We start from the raw sequence: 14,882 nt of genomic DNA, 5'->3' as shown, positions 1-14,882 counted from the left end.
GGATCAGGGCTTCGGCAGGCGCAGCACGACGCGGAGCCCGGGCGGCACGCGGCCAGGGGCGGCATCCTCGAGCCGCAACTCGCCGGCATGCAGGTGAACGACCGCCTGAACCAGGGATAGGCCGAGGCCGGAGCCGGGCGTCGCGCGGGCCTTGTCGGCGCGGAAGAAGCGTTCGCCCGCATGGGCGCGGTCCCCGGGCGAGAGGCCGGGGCCGTCGTCGCAGACCGCGACCTCGACCGCCGTCGGCAGGGCGCGGGCGATCACGCGCACCGTGCCGCCGAGCGGGGTGAATTTGATGGCGTTGTCGAGCAGGTTGGCGACCGCCTGCAACAACAGGTCGCGGTCGCCGACGAGGTCGAGCCGCTCCGGCAGCTCCGTGGCAAGTTGCTGGCCCCGCGCCTCGGCGGCAACCTCGTATATCTCGGCGGCATCGGCCAGGACGGGGACGAGGTCGAAGGGGGCGAAGGCGGCGCGGCGGGCGCCCGCCTCGGCCTCCGCGATGCGCAGCAGGGCCTGGAAGATGCGGCTGATGCCGTCGAGATCGGCGATGCCCTGCTCGATGGCGGCGCGGAGCGTCGCCTCGTCCGGCGGGACGCCGGGCCGGGCCCCCTCCGGCGCCTCGGAGAGCGCATCCTCGAGTTTGGCGCGGGCGCGGGCGATCGGCGTGCGGAGGTCGTGGGCGATGGCATCCGAGACGCCGCGCACGCCCTCCATCAGGGTCACGATTCGCTCCAGCATGATGTTCAGCGTCTGCGCCAGCCGGTCGAATTCGTCAGCGCGGCCGGAGAGGGCGACCCGGGAGGAGAGGTCGCCGCCGGCGATTGCCGCCGTGGTGGCGAAGACCGGGCTCATCCGCGCCTGCAAGGCATGGCGCAGCAGCCAAGCACCGAGCAGGGCGAAGAGCACCACCGCACCGGAAGCCCAGAACACCCCCTCGGTCAGCAGGCGGCGGAGCTGCTCGCGCTCCGACTCGTCGCGGCCGACGATGAGGCGGAGGCCGGGCAGCTCGAGGCGGTGCAAGCGTGCCTCGGCGGCGATGCCGTCATGCAGGACGCGAGTGCGGAACCAGGACCCCTCGCCGGGAGGGGCGTTCGGCCAGCGGTCGAGATTGCCGGCGAGGCGGCGGGTGCCCTCCGCCTCCATCAGCAGGTAGATCGACTCGTTCTCCACATCGACGGCGAGCCGCTCCTCGATCGCCTCGGCAAGGCCGGTGGCGCCCGCCTCGCGCCAGCGTTCCGCCAGCGCGATGGCGTCGGCGCGCACGGCGGCATCGGTCTGCCGGTCGAGCGCTCCCGCCGTCGCCCACCAGAGCACGGCGACGAGGGCGATGGCGGCGGAGGCGAACATTGCCGCGAAGAGCAGCGCGAAGCGGAAGCCGGCGCTGCGCAGCAACCGTGGCGGCCCGAGGGCTAGGCTTGGGGCGAGCCCCGGGGACAGCGCCTGGTCGCCGCGGCGATTGGCGGCCTGCTTCAGGGTTCGGCCCGGATCATGTAGCCGGCGTTGCGCACCGTATGGATCAGCGGCTTGTCGAAGCCCTTGTCGAGCTTCTGGCGCAGCCGCGAGACATGCACGTCGATGACGTTGGTCTGCGGGTCGAAATGGTAGTCCCAGACCTTCTCGAGCAGCATGGTGCGCGTCACCACCTGGCCGGCATGGCGCATCAGGTGCTCCAGCAGGCGGAATTCGCGCGGCTGCACGTCGATGCGCTTGCTCGCACGCATCACCGTGCGGGAGAGCAGGTCGAGCTCCAAGTCGGCGACGCGGAGCTTGGTGGCCGGCGCATCGACCGAGGGGCGGCGGCCCAGTGCCTCGACCCGAGCCAGGAGTTCGGCGAAGGCGAAGGGCTTGGTCAGGTAGTCGTCACCGCCGGCCTTCAGCCCCTTCACCTTCTCATCGACCGCCGAGAGGGCGGAAAGGAAGAGCACGGGGGTGCGGTTGCCCTGGCTGCGCAGCGTCTCGACCAGCCGCACGCCGTCGACGCCGCCGGGCAGCATGCGGTCGAGCACGAGCATGTCGAATTGCTCGGAGGCGGCGAGGAAAAGCCCGTCGCGCCCGTTCGTCGCGTGCTCGACGGTATGGCCGGCCTCCTGCAGCCCCTTCTTCACGAAGCGGGCGACCTCGGCATCGTCCTCGACCAGCAGAATGCGCATGGCGGCGGGTGTCCTTGTAGATGCGGTATGTTACCCCTGACCCGGGCGGCGGCCAACCTGGACGGGCAGCTCGCGCTCCCGCCCCTCGCGCAGCACGCTGAGGCGGACGGTCTGGCCGGGCGGCACGGCGGCGACGGTGCGGACCAGGGCGCGCGACGTCTCGACCCGGTCGCCATTGATGGCGACGACGATATCGCCCTGGCGCAGCCCGGCGCGGCCGGCCGGGCTGGTGCGCTCGACCCCGGCGATGAGCACGCCGCGGCGGGCGGGGCGGCCATCCTCCGGCACCAGGTCCTGCACCGAGACGCCGAGCCAGCCGCGCTCCACCCGCCCATCGCGGCGGAGCTGCTCGATCACCGGCCGGGCGAGGTCGGATGGCGTTGCGAAGCCGATGCCGGCGGAGGCGCCGGAGGGTGAGTAGATCGCCGTGTTGATGCCGATCACCTCGCCCTGGGCGTTGAACAGCGGGCCGCCGGAATTGCCCGGATTGATGGCGGCATCGGTCTGGATGAAGTCGTCGAAGGGCCCGGCGCCGATCTCCCGCCCGCGCGCCGAGACGATGCCCGAGGTGACGGTGCCGCCGAGGCCGAAGGGATTGCCCGCGGCCAGCACCCAGGAGCCGACCCGCGTCGTCCCGGAGCTTCCCCAGGACACGGCGGCGAGGCTGTGTGGCACCTCGACCTTCAGCAGGGCGAGATCGGTCAGTTCGTCGGAGCCGACGATGCGTGCGGTCAGCTCCGTGCCGTCCTGCAGGGCGACGACGACGCGGCTGGCACTGCCGATGACGTGGTTGTTGGTGACGATGAAGCCGACCGGCTCGATGATGAAGCCGGAGCCGGCGCCCGAGACCTCCTGCCGCCGGTTGCGCAGGCGGTCGCGGAAATAGCGCTCGAGCGGAGTGCCGCGCAGCTCGGGCGGCAGCTGGGCGACGGTGGTCTCGCCGGTGACGGCGATATTGACCACGGCGGGGAGGACGCGCTCGGCGAGATCGGCGAAATCGGGCAGCAGGCCGCGCTGGGCGCTGGCCGGCCAAGGCTTGGTGGTGCAGCCGGTCAGCAGGGCGGCGAAGGCGAGGCCGGCGTGGCGGCGCGGCAAGGTGGCTGACATCAGGGGGGCGCGATCCTCGTGGGAAGGGCGTGGCGGTACTCGGTCGACCCAACTTTGGGAAGATGGATGCGGTCCTTCAACCTCTTCGCGGGTGACGGTCGGTTCATCCGCCGCGGCCGGGCCGGGACGGGTCGGCGGCGGCGCCGGCCGGATCCTCGGGCCAACTGTGCTTCGGATAGCGGCCACGCATCTCCTTCCGCACCTCCAACCAGCCGCCGCGCCAGAAGCCGGCCAAGTCCCCGGTGACGGCGATCGGCCGGCCGGCGGGGGATAGCAGCGCGACCTGGAGAGGGATGCGGCCCTCGGCAAGCGGCGGCAGGCGGGTCAGGCCATAGAGGTGCTGGGGGCGGGCCTCGAGCGTCGGGGTCTCGCCGGTGTAGTCGATGGCGGCGCTGCGCCCGGCGGGCAGGTCGAGGCGGGTGGGGAGCGCCGCATCGAGGCGCCGGCGGCGCTCCCATGGCAGATCCGCCAGCAGCATGTCGGGCAGGTTCAGTCCGGCGAGGTCGGCGAGGCGGGAACGGCCACGGAGGTGCGGGGCGAGCCAGTCCCCGGCGGTTGCGATGAGCGCGGCATCCGAGGCATCCGGCCAGCCCTCGCCCTCGACCTCGCGCATCCAGCGGAGACGGGCCTGGAGCTGGCGGGCGGCCGGCGTCCAGGGCAGGTCGCGCAGCCCGCGCTCCGCCACCGCCTCGGCCAGGGCCGCGGCGACCAGTGCGGGGTCGGGGTTCAGCAGGGGCTGCTCCTCCAGCACCAGCGGGCCGAAGCGGAGGCGGCGGCGGGCCAGCACCGCGCCGGCGCGCTGGTCGAAGGCCGCGCCCTCCTCGCGGCGGAAGCGTCCCGGGAAGCGGGCCTCCAACAGGGCGCGGTCGAGCGGCGCGGCCATGCGGATGCGCGCCTCGGTGCCCTGCAATTCGAGGTCCGCGACGGCGAGGAGTGGCGACTTCGCCAGCGGGTCCGTCGCCCCGAGCCGGGCGCCCTGCCCCGAGGCCAAGCGGAAGGCACCGATCATGACGCCGCGCATGGCGGCGATGCGGTCGGGGAAGCCGGCGGCGAGCAGCGCGCCCGGCTCGCCTTCGGGCGAGGCATTGCCATGCAGGCCGAGCCGGCGCCGGTGCAGCGCGGCGGCGCGGCGGATGCGGTGGATGGTCGCCCGGTCGGCATTCGGATGGTCGCCGCCATGCAGCAGGTCGAGGCGGAGGGTGATGTCGCTCGGCACCTCGCGGCCGCGGATCGGGTCGCGCTCCTCCAGCAGGGCGGCGAGGTCGGCGGCCAGCGCCCCCTCCCCTTCTCCTTCGGCTGCCGCCAGCATGCGGGCAAGGCGCGGATGGGTGCCGAGCCGGGCCATGCGGCGGCCGGTCGCGGTGATGCGCCCCTCGGCATCGAGCGCATCGAGGTCGCGGAGCAGGTTGCGGGCGGCGGCGAGCGCGCCGGCGGGCGGCGGGTCGAGCCAGGCGAGGTCGGCGGGCCCGGCGCCCCAGCTGGCCAGGTCGAGGGCGAGGCCGGACAGTTCCTCCTCCAGGATCGCCGGCCGGTCCTGCGGGGCGAGCCCGCGATGCAGCGCCTCCGACCAGAGGCGGATGGCGACGCCCGGCGCGGTGCGGCCGGCGCGCCCGGCGCGCTGCTCGGCGGCCGCCTTGCTGATGCGCACGGTGACGAGCCGGGCGAGGCCGGTCGCCGGGTCGAGCCGCGGGGTGCGGCGGAAGCCGCCATCGACGACGATACGGACGCCGGGCACGGTCAGCGAGGTCTCGGCGATGGAGGTGGCAAGCACGACCTTGCGCCGCGGTCCGGGCGTGAGGGCGCGGTCCTGCTCGGCGGGAGGCAGCTCGCCATGGAGCGGCAGCACATCCGCCGCGATGCCGGAGAGCCGCTCGGCGGTACGGCGGATCTCGCCCCAGCCGGGGAGGAAGGCGAGCACGTCGCCCTCATGGTCGCGCAGCGCGGTGCGGATGGCGCCGGCCATGGCCTCCGGCAGGTCGCGCGGGTCCGCGAGGTCACGGGGGCGGTGCCCCACCGAGACCGGCCAGGCACGGCCAAGGGACTCGATCGTCGGCGCATCGCCCATCAGCCCCGCGAAGGCCGTGCCGTCGAGGGTGGCCGACATCGCCAGCAGCCGCAGTTCCGGGCGCAGGCCGCGTTGCAGGTCGAGGCAGAGGGCGAGCGCCAGGTCGGTGTCGAGGTTGCGCTCATGCGCCTCGTCGAACAGCACGCCGGCGACGCCCTCGAGTCCCGGGTCGGATTGCAGGCGGCGGACGAGCAGGCCCTCCGTCACCACCTCGATCCGCGTCGCCGCCGAGACGGCGCGGTCGAGCCGCGTCGAGAGGCCGATGGTGCCGCCCGGGGCGGCTTCGCCCAGGAGCTCGGCCATCCGGCGAGCGGCGGCGCGGGCGGCAACGCGGCGGGGCTCCAGCACCAGCAGCTTGCCGGCCTCGGCCCAGGGCTCCTCGCGCAGGACGAGCGGGACGAGCGTGGTCTTGCCGGCACCTGGCGGGGCAATGAGCACCGCATTGGGGCTGGCGCGGAGGGCGGCGGTCAATGCCGGGAGGGCCTCGGCGACGGGGAGGTCGAGGGGAAGCATGGCGGGGGCATAAGGCCAAAGCGGCGGGTTTGACACCGGCGCGCGACAATTCCCCTGGGCTGCGACATGCGGGTGCGACACGTCCGCGCGAGAACAATGCCGCCTTGTCGCATCCGCCGCATGGGTGCCGGAGAGGAAGGATGTCGAACTGCCACGGAAAACACGCGCAGGTTGCAAAAAAGGCTTTGCTCGCGGCACCGTGAAGTGTATACCTTATCCCATCGCGCAAATGTGAGGATGGCCATGCAAACCAAACTCTCCGCTGGCAAGACCCGCCGCCTGCCCGCCGCCACCGCGGACGCCGCCGATACCCGCCGCCGATCGCTGAGCGCGATGATCGCCCACAAGCGCCGCTGCCGCGATGCCGGCACGCCGGACAGCGCCACGATCTCCAGCATGGTCGACGCTTTCCTCGCCGCCGGCGGTGCGATCACGGCCTGCCCGCCCGCCTATGTCCTGCCGGTGCAGAACGGCGCCGGACGCCAGGGCTGACCCACCCGGCCGGCCCGATCCCAGGGCCAGCCCCGCCACCCCGCCAACGGATTGCACCCCCCATGTCCGAGATCATCGTCTTCCCGCTCGCCCGTCCGCCCGCCCCGGGGACGCCCCGTGGCGGCGAGGAGGTTGCCACCCTGGCGGACCGGCTCAGCAAGATCGAGCGCAGCGAGAGCGGGGACGAGACGATCATGGAGCTGCTGGTCGATGCCGAGCTGGCCGCGCTGAGCGCCCTCGCCGCCGCACCAGCCCGCAGCCATGCGGACGTGACCCTGAAGCTCGCCACCCTGCTCCGCCGGGTCGAGGCGGCGGACGAGGGGTTGATGCCGGAGGGCGAGATGACGCTGCTGCGATCCGCCCTGCGCGACATGCGGCGGCTGGCCCGGCGCCCGGTGGCGGCGCGAGCCTGAGGGAAGCCTCGCCGCAGGATTGGCGGCGAGGGAAGCATTTCAGCAATGGTTTGAGAGCGGCCGAGGGCCGGGGGCGCATGCGGCGCCCCCGGCCCTCCTTTCATGGGGGCTTGCGGTCGGGGCAGCCCTCCCCCCTTTATCCAGTCATGCGCCGCCTGCTTGCCTTGCTGCTCCTGCTGATCCTGCTGCCCGGCCCCGGCCGGGCGGCGGAGAGCGCGGCGCAGCGTTCGCCGCGGGCGGAGGCGACGCTGGTGGCGGACCGGGTGGCGGTTGCGCCAGGCGAGAGCGTCCGGCTCGGCCTCAGGCTGAAGCTGGCGCCGGGATGGCATACCTATTGGCGCCATGCGGGCGATGCCGGCGCGGCGCCCGAGATTGCCCTGACCCTCCCCGAAGGCGCCACGGCGGGCGGCATCGCATGGCCGGTGCCGCGGCGCATCCCAAACGGGCCGCTGATGAGCTTCGGCTATGAGGGCGAGGTGCTGCTGCCGCTCCCCGTCACCGTGCCGGCCGATGCCACCGGCCGCTTCACGGTGGAGGCAGAGGCGAATTGGCTGGTCTGCGCCGAGCTCTGCATCCCGGAGGAGGGCCGGTTCCGCCTCGACCTGCCGCTCACGGATAACGGCCGGGCCGATCCGGCGCTGGCGCCGCTCTTCGCCGCGGCGGAAGCAGCGGTGCCGCGCCCCTCGCCCTGGGTGGCGCGGGCGGCGCTGGAGGGCCGGCGGGGCAGCCTCACCCTCATCGGCGAGGGCCTGTCGACGGCCGCTCTGCGGGAGGCGGAATTCTTCCCCCACAAGGCCGGGCTGATCGAGAATGCCGCGCCGCAGCGGCTCACGGCGCGGGATGGCGCGCTGACCCTCGGCCTCGCCCGGCCGGAAGGGGCCGCGCTGCCGCAGCGCCTCACCGGCGTGGTGGCGCTGGTCGATGCGGCCGGGGTGCGCTCCGCCTATGAGGTGTCGGCGCCGGTCGGCGGTGCGCTGGAGGGCGAAACCCTTCCGCTCTGGCAGGTGCTCGGCTCGGCGCTGCTCGGCGGGCTGCTGCTGAACCTGATGCCCTGCGTCTTCCCCATCCTCGCCATGAAGGCGATGGCTCTCGCCCGGCTGTCCGGCGCGGCGCGGCGCGAGGTGCGCGCCCATGCGGCAAGCTATACGGGAGGGGTGCTGACCTGCTTCCTCGGCCTGGCCGGGCTGCTGATCGGGTTGCGCGCGGCCGGGGTCGCAGCGGGATGGGGCTTCCAGTTCACCGCGCCGGCCTTCGTCGCGGGCCTTGCCTGGCTCATGCTGGCGGTCGGGCTGAACCTCTCCGGCGTCTATGCGCTCGGCGGGCCGGCGGGGGCCGGGGCGGGGCTGGCCGCGCGAGGCGGGCATGTGGGCAGCTTCTTCGCCGGGGCGCTTGCCGTGTTGGTGGCGACGCCCTGCACCGCACCCTTCATGGCAGCGGCGGTCGGGGCGGCGCTGGCGATGCCGCCGGCCGGGACGCTGCTGGTCTTCGCCGCGCTCGGCCTGGGGCTGGCGGCGCCCTATGCCCTGCTCGGGATCTTCCCAGGCCTCACCGGGCAGCTGCCGCGGCCGGGCGGATGGATGGAAGCGCTGCGCCAAGGCCTTGCCTTCCCGATGTATGGCGCCGCCGCCTGGCTGGCCTGGGTCCTGGCGCAGCAGTCGGGGCCGGACGGGCTGCTGCTCCTGCTCGGCGGGGCGGTGCTGATCGGCTTCGCCGCCTGGGCGCTCGGGCTGGCGCAGCGCGGCGGCGGGCGGGTCGGGCGGGTGCTGGCCGGGGCGGCGGCCATCGGCGCCCTCGCCCTGTTGCCGGGTCTTGCCGCCGCACCGCCGGCCGCCGCTGGCACCGAGGCGCGGGCGGAGGCCTGGTCGGCGGCGCGAGTCGCGGCCTTGCAGGCCGAGGGGCGTCCGGTCTTCGTCAACCTCACCGCCGCCTGGTGCATCACCTGCAAGGTCAATGAGCGGCTGGTGCTTCAAAGCGGCGCGGTGCAGGCCGCCTTCGCCGGGCGCAACCTCGCCACCCTGACCGGCGACTGGACCCAGGGCGACCCGGTGATCGGCGCCCTCTTGCGCGACCATGGACGGGAGGGCGTGCCGCTCTACCTGCTCTATCCGGCTGGTGGCGGGGCGCCGCAGGTGCTGCCCCAGGTGCTGACGGAGGGCATCGTGCTGCGGGCGCTGGCCGAGGCAGGGTGATTCGGCACGCAGCTTGCTGCGAGGACGCCGCAGCATCGGCGAGGCGGGACCCATGAGCGACATCTATGCGGCACGCGGCTATGGCACCCGGCCCATCGGCTTCGGTACCCGGATCGGCGTCGTGGTGGTGGACTTTCAGCGCGGCTTCACCGATCCCGCCTTTCCCATGGCCGGGGCGCCGATGGTGGAGGCCGCCGTCGAGGCCACGGTCCCGCTGATGCAGGCGGCGAAGCGCGCCGGCCTGCCCGTCATCGCCTGCGTCAACGGCTATGACAGCCCCCGCGCCGCGCCGCACTGGAAGGCGGCGCCGGTCTTCGATCTGCTGGCCGGGACCCCGGCGGTGGAACTGGACCCCCGCATTGCCGCCGCCGCGCCCGATGTGGTGCTGATGAAGTCGGCGCCTTCGATCTTCTTCGCCACGCCCGCCGCGGCCATCCTGACGAAGGAGCGGGTCGATACGGTGGTGATAGCCGGTTGCATCACCTCGGGCTGCGTCAGGGCCAGCGTGATCGATGCCTTCTCGCTCGGCTTCCGGGTGATGGTCGCCCGCGACTGCGTCGGCGACCACGACCTGGCGGCGCATGAGCAGAACCTGAAGGATGTCGCGCGGCGTTATGCCGATATCATCCACGCGGCCACGGCGATCGGCGAGATCGAGCGCTGGGCCCGCGCCAACGACAAGGGATAGGGGACATGCCCAAGGAAATTCTTTGCGCCTTCAGCATCCATTGCGATGCGGTGGCGGGCTGGCTCGGCAGCTACATGGGCGAGGACAGCCCGGGCGACATCAGCCGCGGCGTCTTCGCGGCCGAGGTCGGCATGCCGCGCATCCTGCGGCTGTTCGAACGCTTCGGCCTGACGCAGAGCTGGTTCATCCCCGGCCATACCATCGAGAGTTTTCCTGAGTCGACCGACATGGTGGCGAAGGCCGGCCATGAGATCGGCCTGCATGGCTACAGCCATGAGAACCCCCTCGCCCTCAGCCGCAAGCAGGAGGAGGCGATCTTCGACAAGTGCATCGGCCTGATCGAGAAGCATTGGGGGCGGAAGCCGGTCGGCTATGTCGCGCCCTGGTGGGAAGTGAGCGCGACCAGCATCGAGATCCTGGTCGAGCGCGGCATCGCCTACGACCATTCGCTGATGCACCACGACTGCACGCCCTACTACGTCCGCACCGGCGACGGCTGGACGCCTATCGACTACGCGCAGCCCGCCGAGAGCTGGATGCGGCCCTTCACGAAGGGCCAGACCACCGGACTCGTCGAGATTCCCGCCTCCTGGTACCTCGACGACCTGCCGCCGATGATGTTCATCAAGAAGTTCCAGAACAGCCACGGCTATGTCTCGCCCCATGCGCTGGAGCAGATCTGGCGCGACCATTTCGACTTCATCTACCGCGAATACGACTACGCCGTGGTGCCGATGACCATCCACCCGGACGTCTCCGGCCGGCCGCAGGTGCTGATGATGCTGGAGCGGTTGATCGGCCACATGCTGAAGCACCCCGGCGTGCGCTTCGTCACGCTGGAGGAAATGGCGCAGGACTTCCGGCGACGGAACCCTCAGCCCGCCTGAGCGAGGAGGTGGCGGGCGATCGCCAGCCATTCCTCCTCGAGCGTGCCGGCCGGCTTCACCTGGCCGGCTCGGCTGTACCAATAGCTGGCATTGGCGAGGTCGCCCTCCTTGCGGTGCAGATAGGCATGCACCCAGGCGCTTTCCGCATCCTCGCCGTCCTGGGCGAAGGCGTGCGCCCCGTCCCAGTCGCCGCGCGCATCGGCGGCAAGGGCCTGCAACGGCCCGCTGAGCGGCGGCAGCGCGATCCCTTCGCGGGCAGCGCGCAGCAGCTCCTCCGCCGTCATCCGAGCACCCGCTTCGCCGCCCGCCGCTTGGCGATCGAGACGCCGACGAAGGCCAGCGCGATCACCAGCACCGAGACGCCGGTGACAACGGTGCCAAGCGCGTAGATCTCCGGCGTCGTCACCGTGCTGGTGAGGCCCTGGAGCTCGAGCGGCAGGGTATTGGCATCGCCGATCGACTGGCTGGTTCGCGCGATCTCGTCCCAGGACAGGGTGAAGCCGAAGAGCGCGACGCCGACCAGGCTTGGCGCCACCAGCGGCAGCACGACATGGCGGAAGACCTGCCAGGGCGAGGCGCCAAGGTCGCGCGCGGCTTCCTCGAGGTCGTTGGGAAAACGGTTGAACACGGCGAACATGATGAGCAGGCCGAAGGGCAGCGTCCAGGTCAGATGCGCGCCCAAACCGGATGTGAAGAGGCCCATGGCCGTGGCGTAGCCCTCGCTCAGCCACTCGACCCCGTTTTCCTCCGCGAAGGCCTTTACCGCATCGTCCAGCAGCCGGAATTCGAGCGCGATGCCGAGCGAAACGACGATGGAGGGCACGATCAGGCTGGCGATAGTCAGGTTGAAGAGTAATCCCTGGCCGAAGAAGCGCCGCCGGAAGGCATAGCCGGCCAGCAGCGAGATCACCGTCGTCAGCACCATGACGACCACGCCAAGCCGCAGCGAGCGGCGGAAGGAGGCCCAGATGTCGATGACGCCGGCGCCGGCCCAGAGCGTCTGGTACCAATGGGTCGAGAGGCCGCGCAACGGGAAGGTCAGCCCGCCTTCCGGTCCCTGGAAGGAGAGCACGAGGATTGTCAGCGTCGGCCCGTAAAGGAAGGCGACGAAGAGGGCGAAGAAGGCCCCGAGCAGCCAGAAGGTTAGCGGGCGGCGGTCCTCGTCCATCACAGCTCCCGCCGGATATCGATGAGCTTCGTCATCACCGCGATCACCAGCAGCACCAGCCCGAGCAGCACCACCGCCTGCGCCGCGGCTGCCGGGAACTGCAGGTAGGACATCTGCACCTGGATGATCTTGCCGATGGAGGCGATCTGCTGGCCGCCCATCACGCCGATCGTCACGAAGTCGCCCATCACCAGCACGATCACGAAGATGGAGCCGATGACAAGGCCCGGCTTGGTTAGCGGGATGACGACATGCCAGAGCGTCTGCCAGCCGCTCGCCCCGGCATCCTGCGCGGCTTCCAGCAGCCGGCGGTCGATCCGCATCATGCTGTTGAAGACAGGCACGGTGACGAAGAGCGTGTAGAGATGCACGAAGGCCAGCACGACCGAGAAGTCGGAGAAGAGCAGCCAGTCCTGCGGCTGGTCGACCAGGCCCGAGGCGACGAGGAACTGGTTCACCACCCCCTCGCGCCCGAGCAACGGCAGCCAGGAGATCATGCGGATGACGTTGGAGGTGAGGAAGGGCGCCGTGCAGACGAGGAAGAGCGCCATCCGCATCGTATCCGAGCGGATATGAAAAGCGAGGAAGTAGGAGATGGCGAAGCCGAAGAGCGTGGTGAAGGCCCAGACCATGGCGCAGAGCCGGAGCGTCGAGAGATAGGTGCGGAAGGTGGTGCAGAGCCCCTCGCCCAGGTTCGAGCAGCCCTCGAACATCTCGACATAGTTGCGGGAGGTGACGTCCGGCACCAGCGAGTACTCGGTGTAATTCCACAGGCTGACGACCGCGGTCGCCAGCAGCGGAAACACGAAGAACAGCAGCAGCACCAGCGCCAATGGCGCCGCCTGGAGCAGCGGCGCCACCGGGCGGCCCATTGGGCGGCGGTCAGGCGGCGATGAACTCATTCCATTTCCTGACCATGTAGTCGTTCTCGTCCATCACGGCATTCCAGCAGGCAACGGCGCCCATGCGCGCATCGAAGCTGCCGCCGTCGCGCACGCTGCCCGCCTTCTCCATCACCGTGCCGTCGGGCGCCTTGATGTCCTGCGCCGCCGGCTTGCCCATCATCCAGAAGTCCCACTCATAGGCTTCCATGCTCTTCTGCGCGGTCGAGAGCACGGCGGAGTAGTAGCCCTGCCGATTGAGGAAGGCGCCGGCCCAGCCGGAGAGGAACCAGTTGATGAACTCGTAGGAGGCGTCGAGCTTCCGCCCGCTCAGCGTCTTCGGCAGGCCGAAGCCCGCAGCCCAGGCGCGGTAGCCCTCCTTCAGCGGCTGGTAGGTGCAGGGGATGCCGCGGCTGCGCACCGCCGTCACCGCCGGCGACCACATCGACTGGATGACGGTCTCGCCCGAGGCCATCAGGTTGACGCTCTCGTTGAAGTCCTTCCAGAAGGCGCGGAACTGCCCGGCACGCTTCGCCTCGGTCAGCACCCGCATGGTGAGGTCGATCTCGGCCCGGGTCATGTTGCCCTTGTCGGCATATTTGTGCCGGCCCATCGCCTCCACCGCCATCGCCGCATCCATGATGCCGATGGAGGGGATGTTGAGGATGCTCGCCTTGCCCTTGAACTCAGGGTTCAGCAGTTCCGCCCAGCTCTCGATCGGACGGCCCACGCGGTCCGGGCGGATGCCGAGCGTATCGGCATTGTAGGTCGTCGGAATCAGCGTCAGCCATTGCGTCTGGCCGGTGGCGAAGGTCTTGGCGTCGCGCGCCGGCATGTAGCTGACCTTGATCGGCGCCGTGCCCTGGTCGCCGATCTTCTTCCCCGCCACCTCGCCCTTGGTGAAGACGGTGCTGATCTCGCCCACCAGCTTGATGCGGTTCGCATCCATGCCCATCAGGTTGCCCGAGGGGATGATTTTCTTCAGCATCCAGTACTCGGCATCGAGGATGTCGAGGCTGTTCGGCTGCGTCACCGCGCGCCGCACCACATCGTCCGAAGTGACGGGGATGTATTCGAGCGTGATGCCGAGGTCCTGCCTCACCTTCTCCTTGATGCCGGCATGCTGGTTCACCGCCGTGCCGACATAGCGGAGCGTCACCGCGCCTTGCGCATGCACCGCAGGGGCGGCGAGGCCTGCCGCGAGGCCTGCCGCGCCTTGCAGAAGCTGGCGGCGGCCAGCGCGAATGGGCTTGTCCATGCCTGGATTCTCCTTGTCCGTCATGTCCCGTCCGCCAGATAGCGGAGATCCTGCTCATCCCAGCCGAGGCCGACCGCCTCGCCGGCCTCGAGCGGCCTGGCGCGCAGCGCGGCCTCGCCGACTAGCGCCTGCCAGTCCTCGCCGGCGGGCCCGGCCAGCGCCACGGCGAAGCCCGTGCCGGTATATTCGACACCGCGCACCGTCGCCTGCACCACGCCCTCGCCGGCCGGCCGCAGCAGCGTCCGGTCCGTCCGCACCGCGACCAGCCCGTTGGCGGGCAGCGCGATGACGTTGTGCCCGCCCATGAAGCGCGCGGCGAAGGCGGTGCGCGGGGCGTCGAACACTTCGAAGGGCGTGCCCTGCTGCTCGATCCGCCCGTCCTTCATCAGCACGACGAGGTCGGCCAGCGCCAACGCCTCGTCCTGGCTATGGGTGACATGGACAAAGGTGATGCCAAGCTCGCGCTGGAAACGCTTCAGCTCGGCCCGCACCCGGCCGCGGAGGAAAGGGTCGAGTGCCGAGAGCGGCTCGTCCAGCAGCAGCGTCGCGGGATTGGTCACCAGTGCGCGGGCCAGCGCCACGCGCTGCTGCTGCCCGCCCGAGAGCTGCGCCGGCAGCCTGTCCGCCAGCGCCTCCAGCTCGACGAGGCGCAGCATCTCGCGTGCCTTGGCATGGCGCTCCGCCTTCGCCATTCCGCGCATGCGGAGCGAGAAGGCGACGTTGTCGAGGCAGGAGAGATGCGGGAACAGTGCGTAGGACTGGAACATCATCGCCGTGCCGCGCCTGGCCGGCGGCAGGCCGCTTACCTCATGGTTGTCGAGCAGGATGTCGCCGCTGCTTTGCCGTTCATGTCCGGCGAGCATCCGCAGGCTCGTCGTCTTGCCGCATCCGGAGGGGCCGAGCAGGCAGCAATAGGTACCGGCGGCGATCTTCAGGTCGAGCGTGTCCACCGCGACCGAGCTGCCGAAGCGCTTGGTCACCTTGATGAATTCGATGGCGCCGCGGCTGGTCTGGCCGGTGCGCAGGAGCATGGCGTCAGGCAGGCGAAGGTCCCCCTCGCCCCGGAGCCTG

Annotated in this window: 14 protein-coding genes; 5 read left to right on the top strand and 9 right to left on the bottom strand. The window is 71.3% G+C overall.

The window, feature by feature from the left end:
* Positions 1–3: 3 nt before the first annotated feature.
* From JMJ56_RS00615 to hrpB, 4 genes are all read right to left on the bottom strand, one after another.
* Entirely contained in the window at positions 4–1,392 is a 1,389-nt protein-coding gene (locus JMJ56_RS00615) for a sensor histidine kinase (RefSeq protein ID WP_236037369.1), read from the bottom strand.
* A 77-nt stretch (positions 1,393–1,469) separates the two neighbouring features.
* On the bottom strand, positions 1,470–2,150 hold the full coding sequence (locus JMJ56_RS00610; protein WP_202829673.1) for a winged helix-turn-helix domain-containing protein: 681 nt from the start codon (positions 2,148–2,150) through the stop codon (positions 1,470–1,472).
* Positions 2,151–2,180: 30 nt separating this feature from the next.
* The gene (locus tag JMJ56_RS00605; RefSeq protein ID WP_202829672.1) at positions 2,181–3,257 is read right to left on the bottom strand and encodes a trypsin-like peptidase domain-containing protein; all 1,077 of its coding nucleotides are present in this window, start codon (positions 3,255–3,257) and stop codon (positions 2,181–2,183) included.
* A gap of 103 nt (positions 3,258–3,360) precedes the next feature.
* Complete coding sequence (hrpB, locus tag JMJ56_RS00600; RefSeq protein ID WP_202829671.1) at positions 3,361–5,835, bottom strand: ATP-dependent helicase HrpB; 2,475 nt, start codon at positions 5,833–5,835, stop codon at positions 3,361–3,363.
* Between the two features lie 243 nt (positions 5,836–6,078).
* On the opposite strand from hrpB, the gene JMJ56_RS00595 reads away from it, so the two are divergent.
* The 5 genes from JMJ56_RS00595 to JMJ56_RS00575 all read left to right on the top strand — a co-directional run bounded on the left by JMJ56_RS00595 (position 6,079) and on the right by JMJ56_RS00575 (position 10,504).
* Positions 6,079–6,327 carry a hypothetical protein gene (locus JMJ56_RS00595; protein WP_202829670.1) on the top strand — a complete coding sequence of 83 codons (249 nt, stop codon included), beginning with the start codon at positions 6,079–6,081 and terminating at the stop codon, positions 6,325–6,327.
* Positions 6,328–6,389: 62 nt separating this feature from the next.
* Complete coding sequence (locus tag JMJ56_RS00590) at positions 6,390–6,740, top strand: hypothetical protein (protein WP_202829669.1); 351 nt, start codon at positions 6,390–6,392, stop codon at positions 6,738–6,740.
* Positions 6,741–6,886: 146 nt separating this feature from the next.
* A complete protein-coding gene (locus JMJ56_RS00585; protein ID WP_202829668.1) occupies positions 6,887–8,929 on the top strand; it encodes a protein-disulfide reductase DsbD family protein in 2,043 nt (680 codons plus the stop codon).
* 52 nt (positions 8,930–8,981) lie between these two features.
* Positions 8,982–9,617: an isochorismatase family protein gene (locus JMJ56_RS00580; RefSeq protein ID WP_202829667.1), complete on the top strand. Its 636-nt coding sequence runs from the start codon at positions 8,982–8,984 to the stop codon at positions 9,615–9,617.
* A gap of 5 nt (positions 9,618–9,622) precedes the next feature.
* The gene (locus JMJ56_RS00575; RefSeq protein WP_202829666.1) at positions 9,623–10,504 is read left to right on the top strand and encodes a polysaccharide deacetylase family protein; all 882 of its coding nucleotides are present in this window, start codon (positions 9,623–9,625) and stop codon (positions 10,502–10,504) included.
* Here the strand turns inward: JMJ56_RS00575 and JMJ56_RS00570 are convergent.
* Genes JMJ56_RS00570 through JMJ56_RS00550 form a run of 5 tightly spaced genes read right to left on the bottom strand, consistent with a single transcriptional unit; the run spans position 10,492 to position 14,842 of the window.
* Positions 10,492–10,788, bottom strand: a complete 297-nt coding sequence (locus JMJ56_RS00570; protein WP_202829665.1) for a hypothetical protein — start codon at positions 10,786–10,788, stop codon at positions 10,492–10,494. The genes JMJ56_RS00575 and JMJ56_RS00570 overlap by 13 nt on opposite strands.
* The gene (locus JMJ56_RS00565; protein WP_202829664.1) at positions 10,785–11,672 is read right to left on the bottom strand and encodes an ABC transporter permease; all 888 of its coding nucleotides are present in this window, start codon (positions 11,670–11,672) and stop codon (positions 10,785–10,787) included. The genes JMJ56_RS00570 and JMJ56_RS00565 overlap by 4 nt, the downstream gene beginning before the upstream one ends.
* Positions 11,672–12,574 (bottom strand): ABC transporter permease, encoded by a 903-nt coding sequence (locus tag JMJ56_RS00560; protein WP_236037368.1) that lies wholly within the window; start codon positions 12,572–12,574, stop codon positions 11,672–11,674. The genes JMJ56_RS00565 and JMJ56_RS00560 overlap by 1 nt, the downstream gene beginning before the upstream one ends.
* Positions 12,555–13,811 carry an ABC transporter substrate-binding protein gene (locus tag JMJ56_RS00555; RefSeq protein ID WP_236037367.1) on the bottom strand — a complete coding sequence of 419 codons (1,257 nt, stop codon included), beginning with the start codon at positions 13,809–13,811 and terminating at the stop codon, positions 12,555–12,557. Before JMJ56_RS00555 ends, JMJ56_RS00560 begins: the two co-directional genes overlap by 20 nt.
* A gap of 20 nt (positions 13,812–13,831) precedes the next feature.
* Positions 13,832–14,842, bottom strand: a complete 1,011-nt coding sequence (locus JMJ56_RS00550; protein WP_202829662.1) for an ABC transporter ATP-binding protein — start codon at positions 14,840–14,842, stop codon at positions 13,832–13,834.
* Between the last annotated feature and the right edge of the window lie 40 nt (positions 14,843–14,882).

Source organism: Belnapia arida, assembly GCF_016773205.1.
GTDB lineage: Bacteria > Pseudomonadota > Alphaproteobacteria > Acetobacterales > Acetobacteraceae > Belnapia > Belnapia arida.
The sequence above is the reverse complement of the archived record's forward strand: the minus strand, read 5'-3'. Positions and strand labels throughout refer to the sequence as shown.

What these genes read in the sequence shown, in the direction of transcription:
- JMJ56_RS00550 (WP_202829662.1), bottom strand. Translation starts at nt 14,842, where the DNA reads ATGCTCCTGCGCACCGGCCAGACCAGCCGCGGCGCCATCGAATTCATC.
- JMJ56_RS00555 (WP_236037367.1), bottom strand. Translation starts at nt 13,811, where the DNA reads ATGGACAAGCCCATTCGCGCTGGCCGCCGCCAGCTTCTGCAAGGCGCG.
- JMJ56_RS00595 (WP_202829670.1), top strand. Translation starts at nt 6,079, where the DNA reads ATGCAAACCAAACTCTCCGCTGGCAAGACCCGCCGCCTGCCCGCCGCC.
- JMJ56_RS00560 (WP_236037368.1), bottom strand. Translation starts at nt 12,574, where the DNA reads ATGAGTTCATCGCCGCCTGACCGCCGCCCAATGGGCCGCCCGGTGGCG.
- JMJ56_RS00580 (WP_202829667.1), top strand. Translation starts at nt 8,982, where the DNA reads ATGAGCGACATCTATGCGGCACGCGGCTATGGCACCCGGCCCATCGGC.
- JMJ56_RS00585 (WP_202829668.1), top strand. Translation starts at nt 6,887, where the DNA reads ATGCGCCGCCTGCTTGCCTTGCTGCTCCTGCTGATCCTGCTGCCCGGC.
- JMJ56_RS00590 (WP_202829669.1), top strand. Translation starts at nt 6,390, where the DNA reads ATGTCCGAGATCATCGTCTTCCCGCTCGCCCGTCCGCCCGCCCCGGGG.
- JMJ56_RS00610 (WP_202829673.1), bottom strand. Translation starts at nt 2,150, where the DNA reads ATGCGCATTCTGCTGGTCGAGGACGATGCCGAGGTCGCCCGCTTCGTG.
- JMJ56_RS00565 (WP_202829664.1), bottom strand. Translation starts at nt 11,672, where the DNA reads ATGGACGAGGACCGCCGCCCGCTAACCTTCTGGCTGCTCGGGGCCTTC.
- JMJ56_RS00570 (WP_202829665.1), bottom strand. Translation starts at nt 10,788, where the DNA reads ATGACGGCGGAGGAGCTGCTGCGCGCTGCCCGCGAAGGGATCGCGCTG.
- hrpB (WP_202829671.1), bottom strand. Translation starts at nt 5,835, where the DNA reads ATGCTTCCCCTCGACCTCCCCGTCGCCGAGGCCCTCCCGGCATTGACC.
- JMJ56_RS00605 (WP_202829672.1), bottom strand. Translation starts at nt 3,257, where the DNA reads ATGTCAGCCACCTTGCCGCGCCGCCACGCCGGCCTCGCCTTCGCCGCC.
- JMJ56_RS00575 (WP_202829666.1), top strand. Translation starts at nt 9,623, where the DNA reads ATGCCCAAGGAAATTCTTTGCGCCTTCAGCATCCATTGCGATGCGGTG.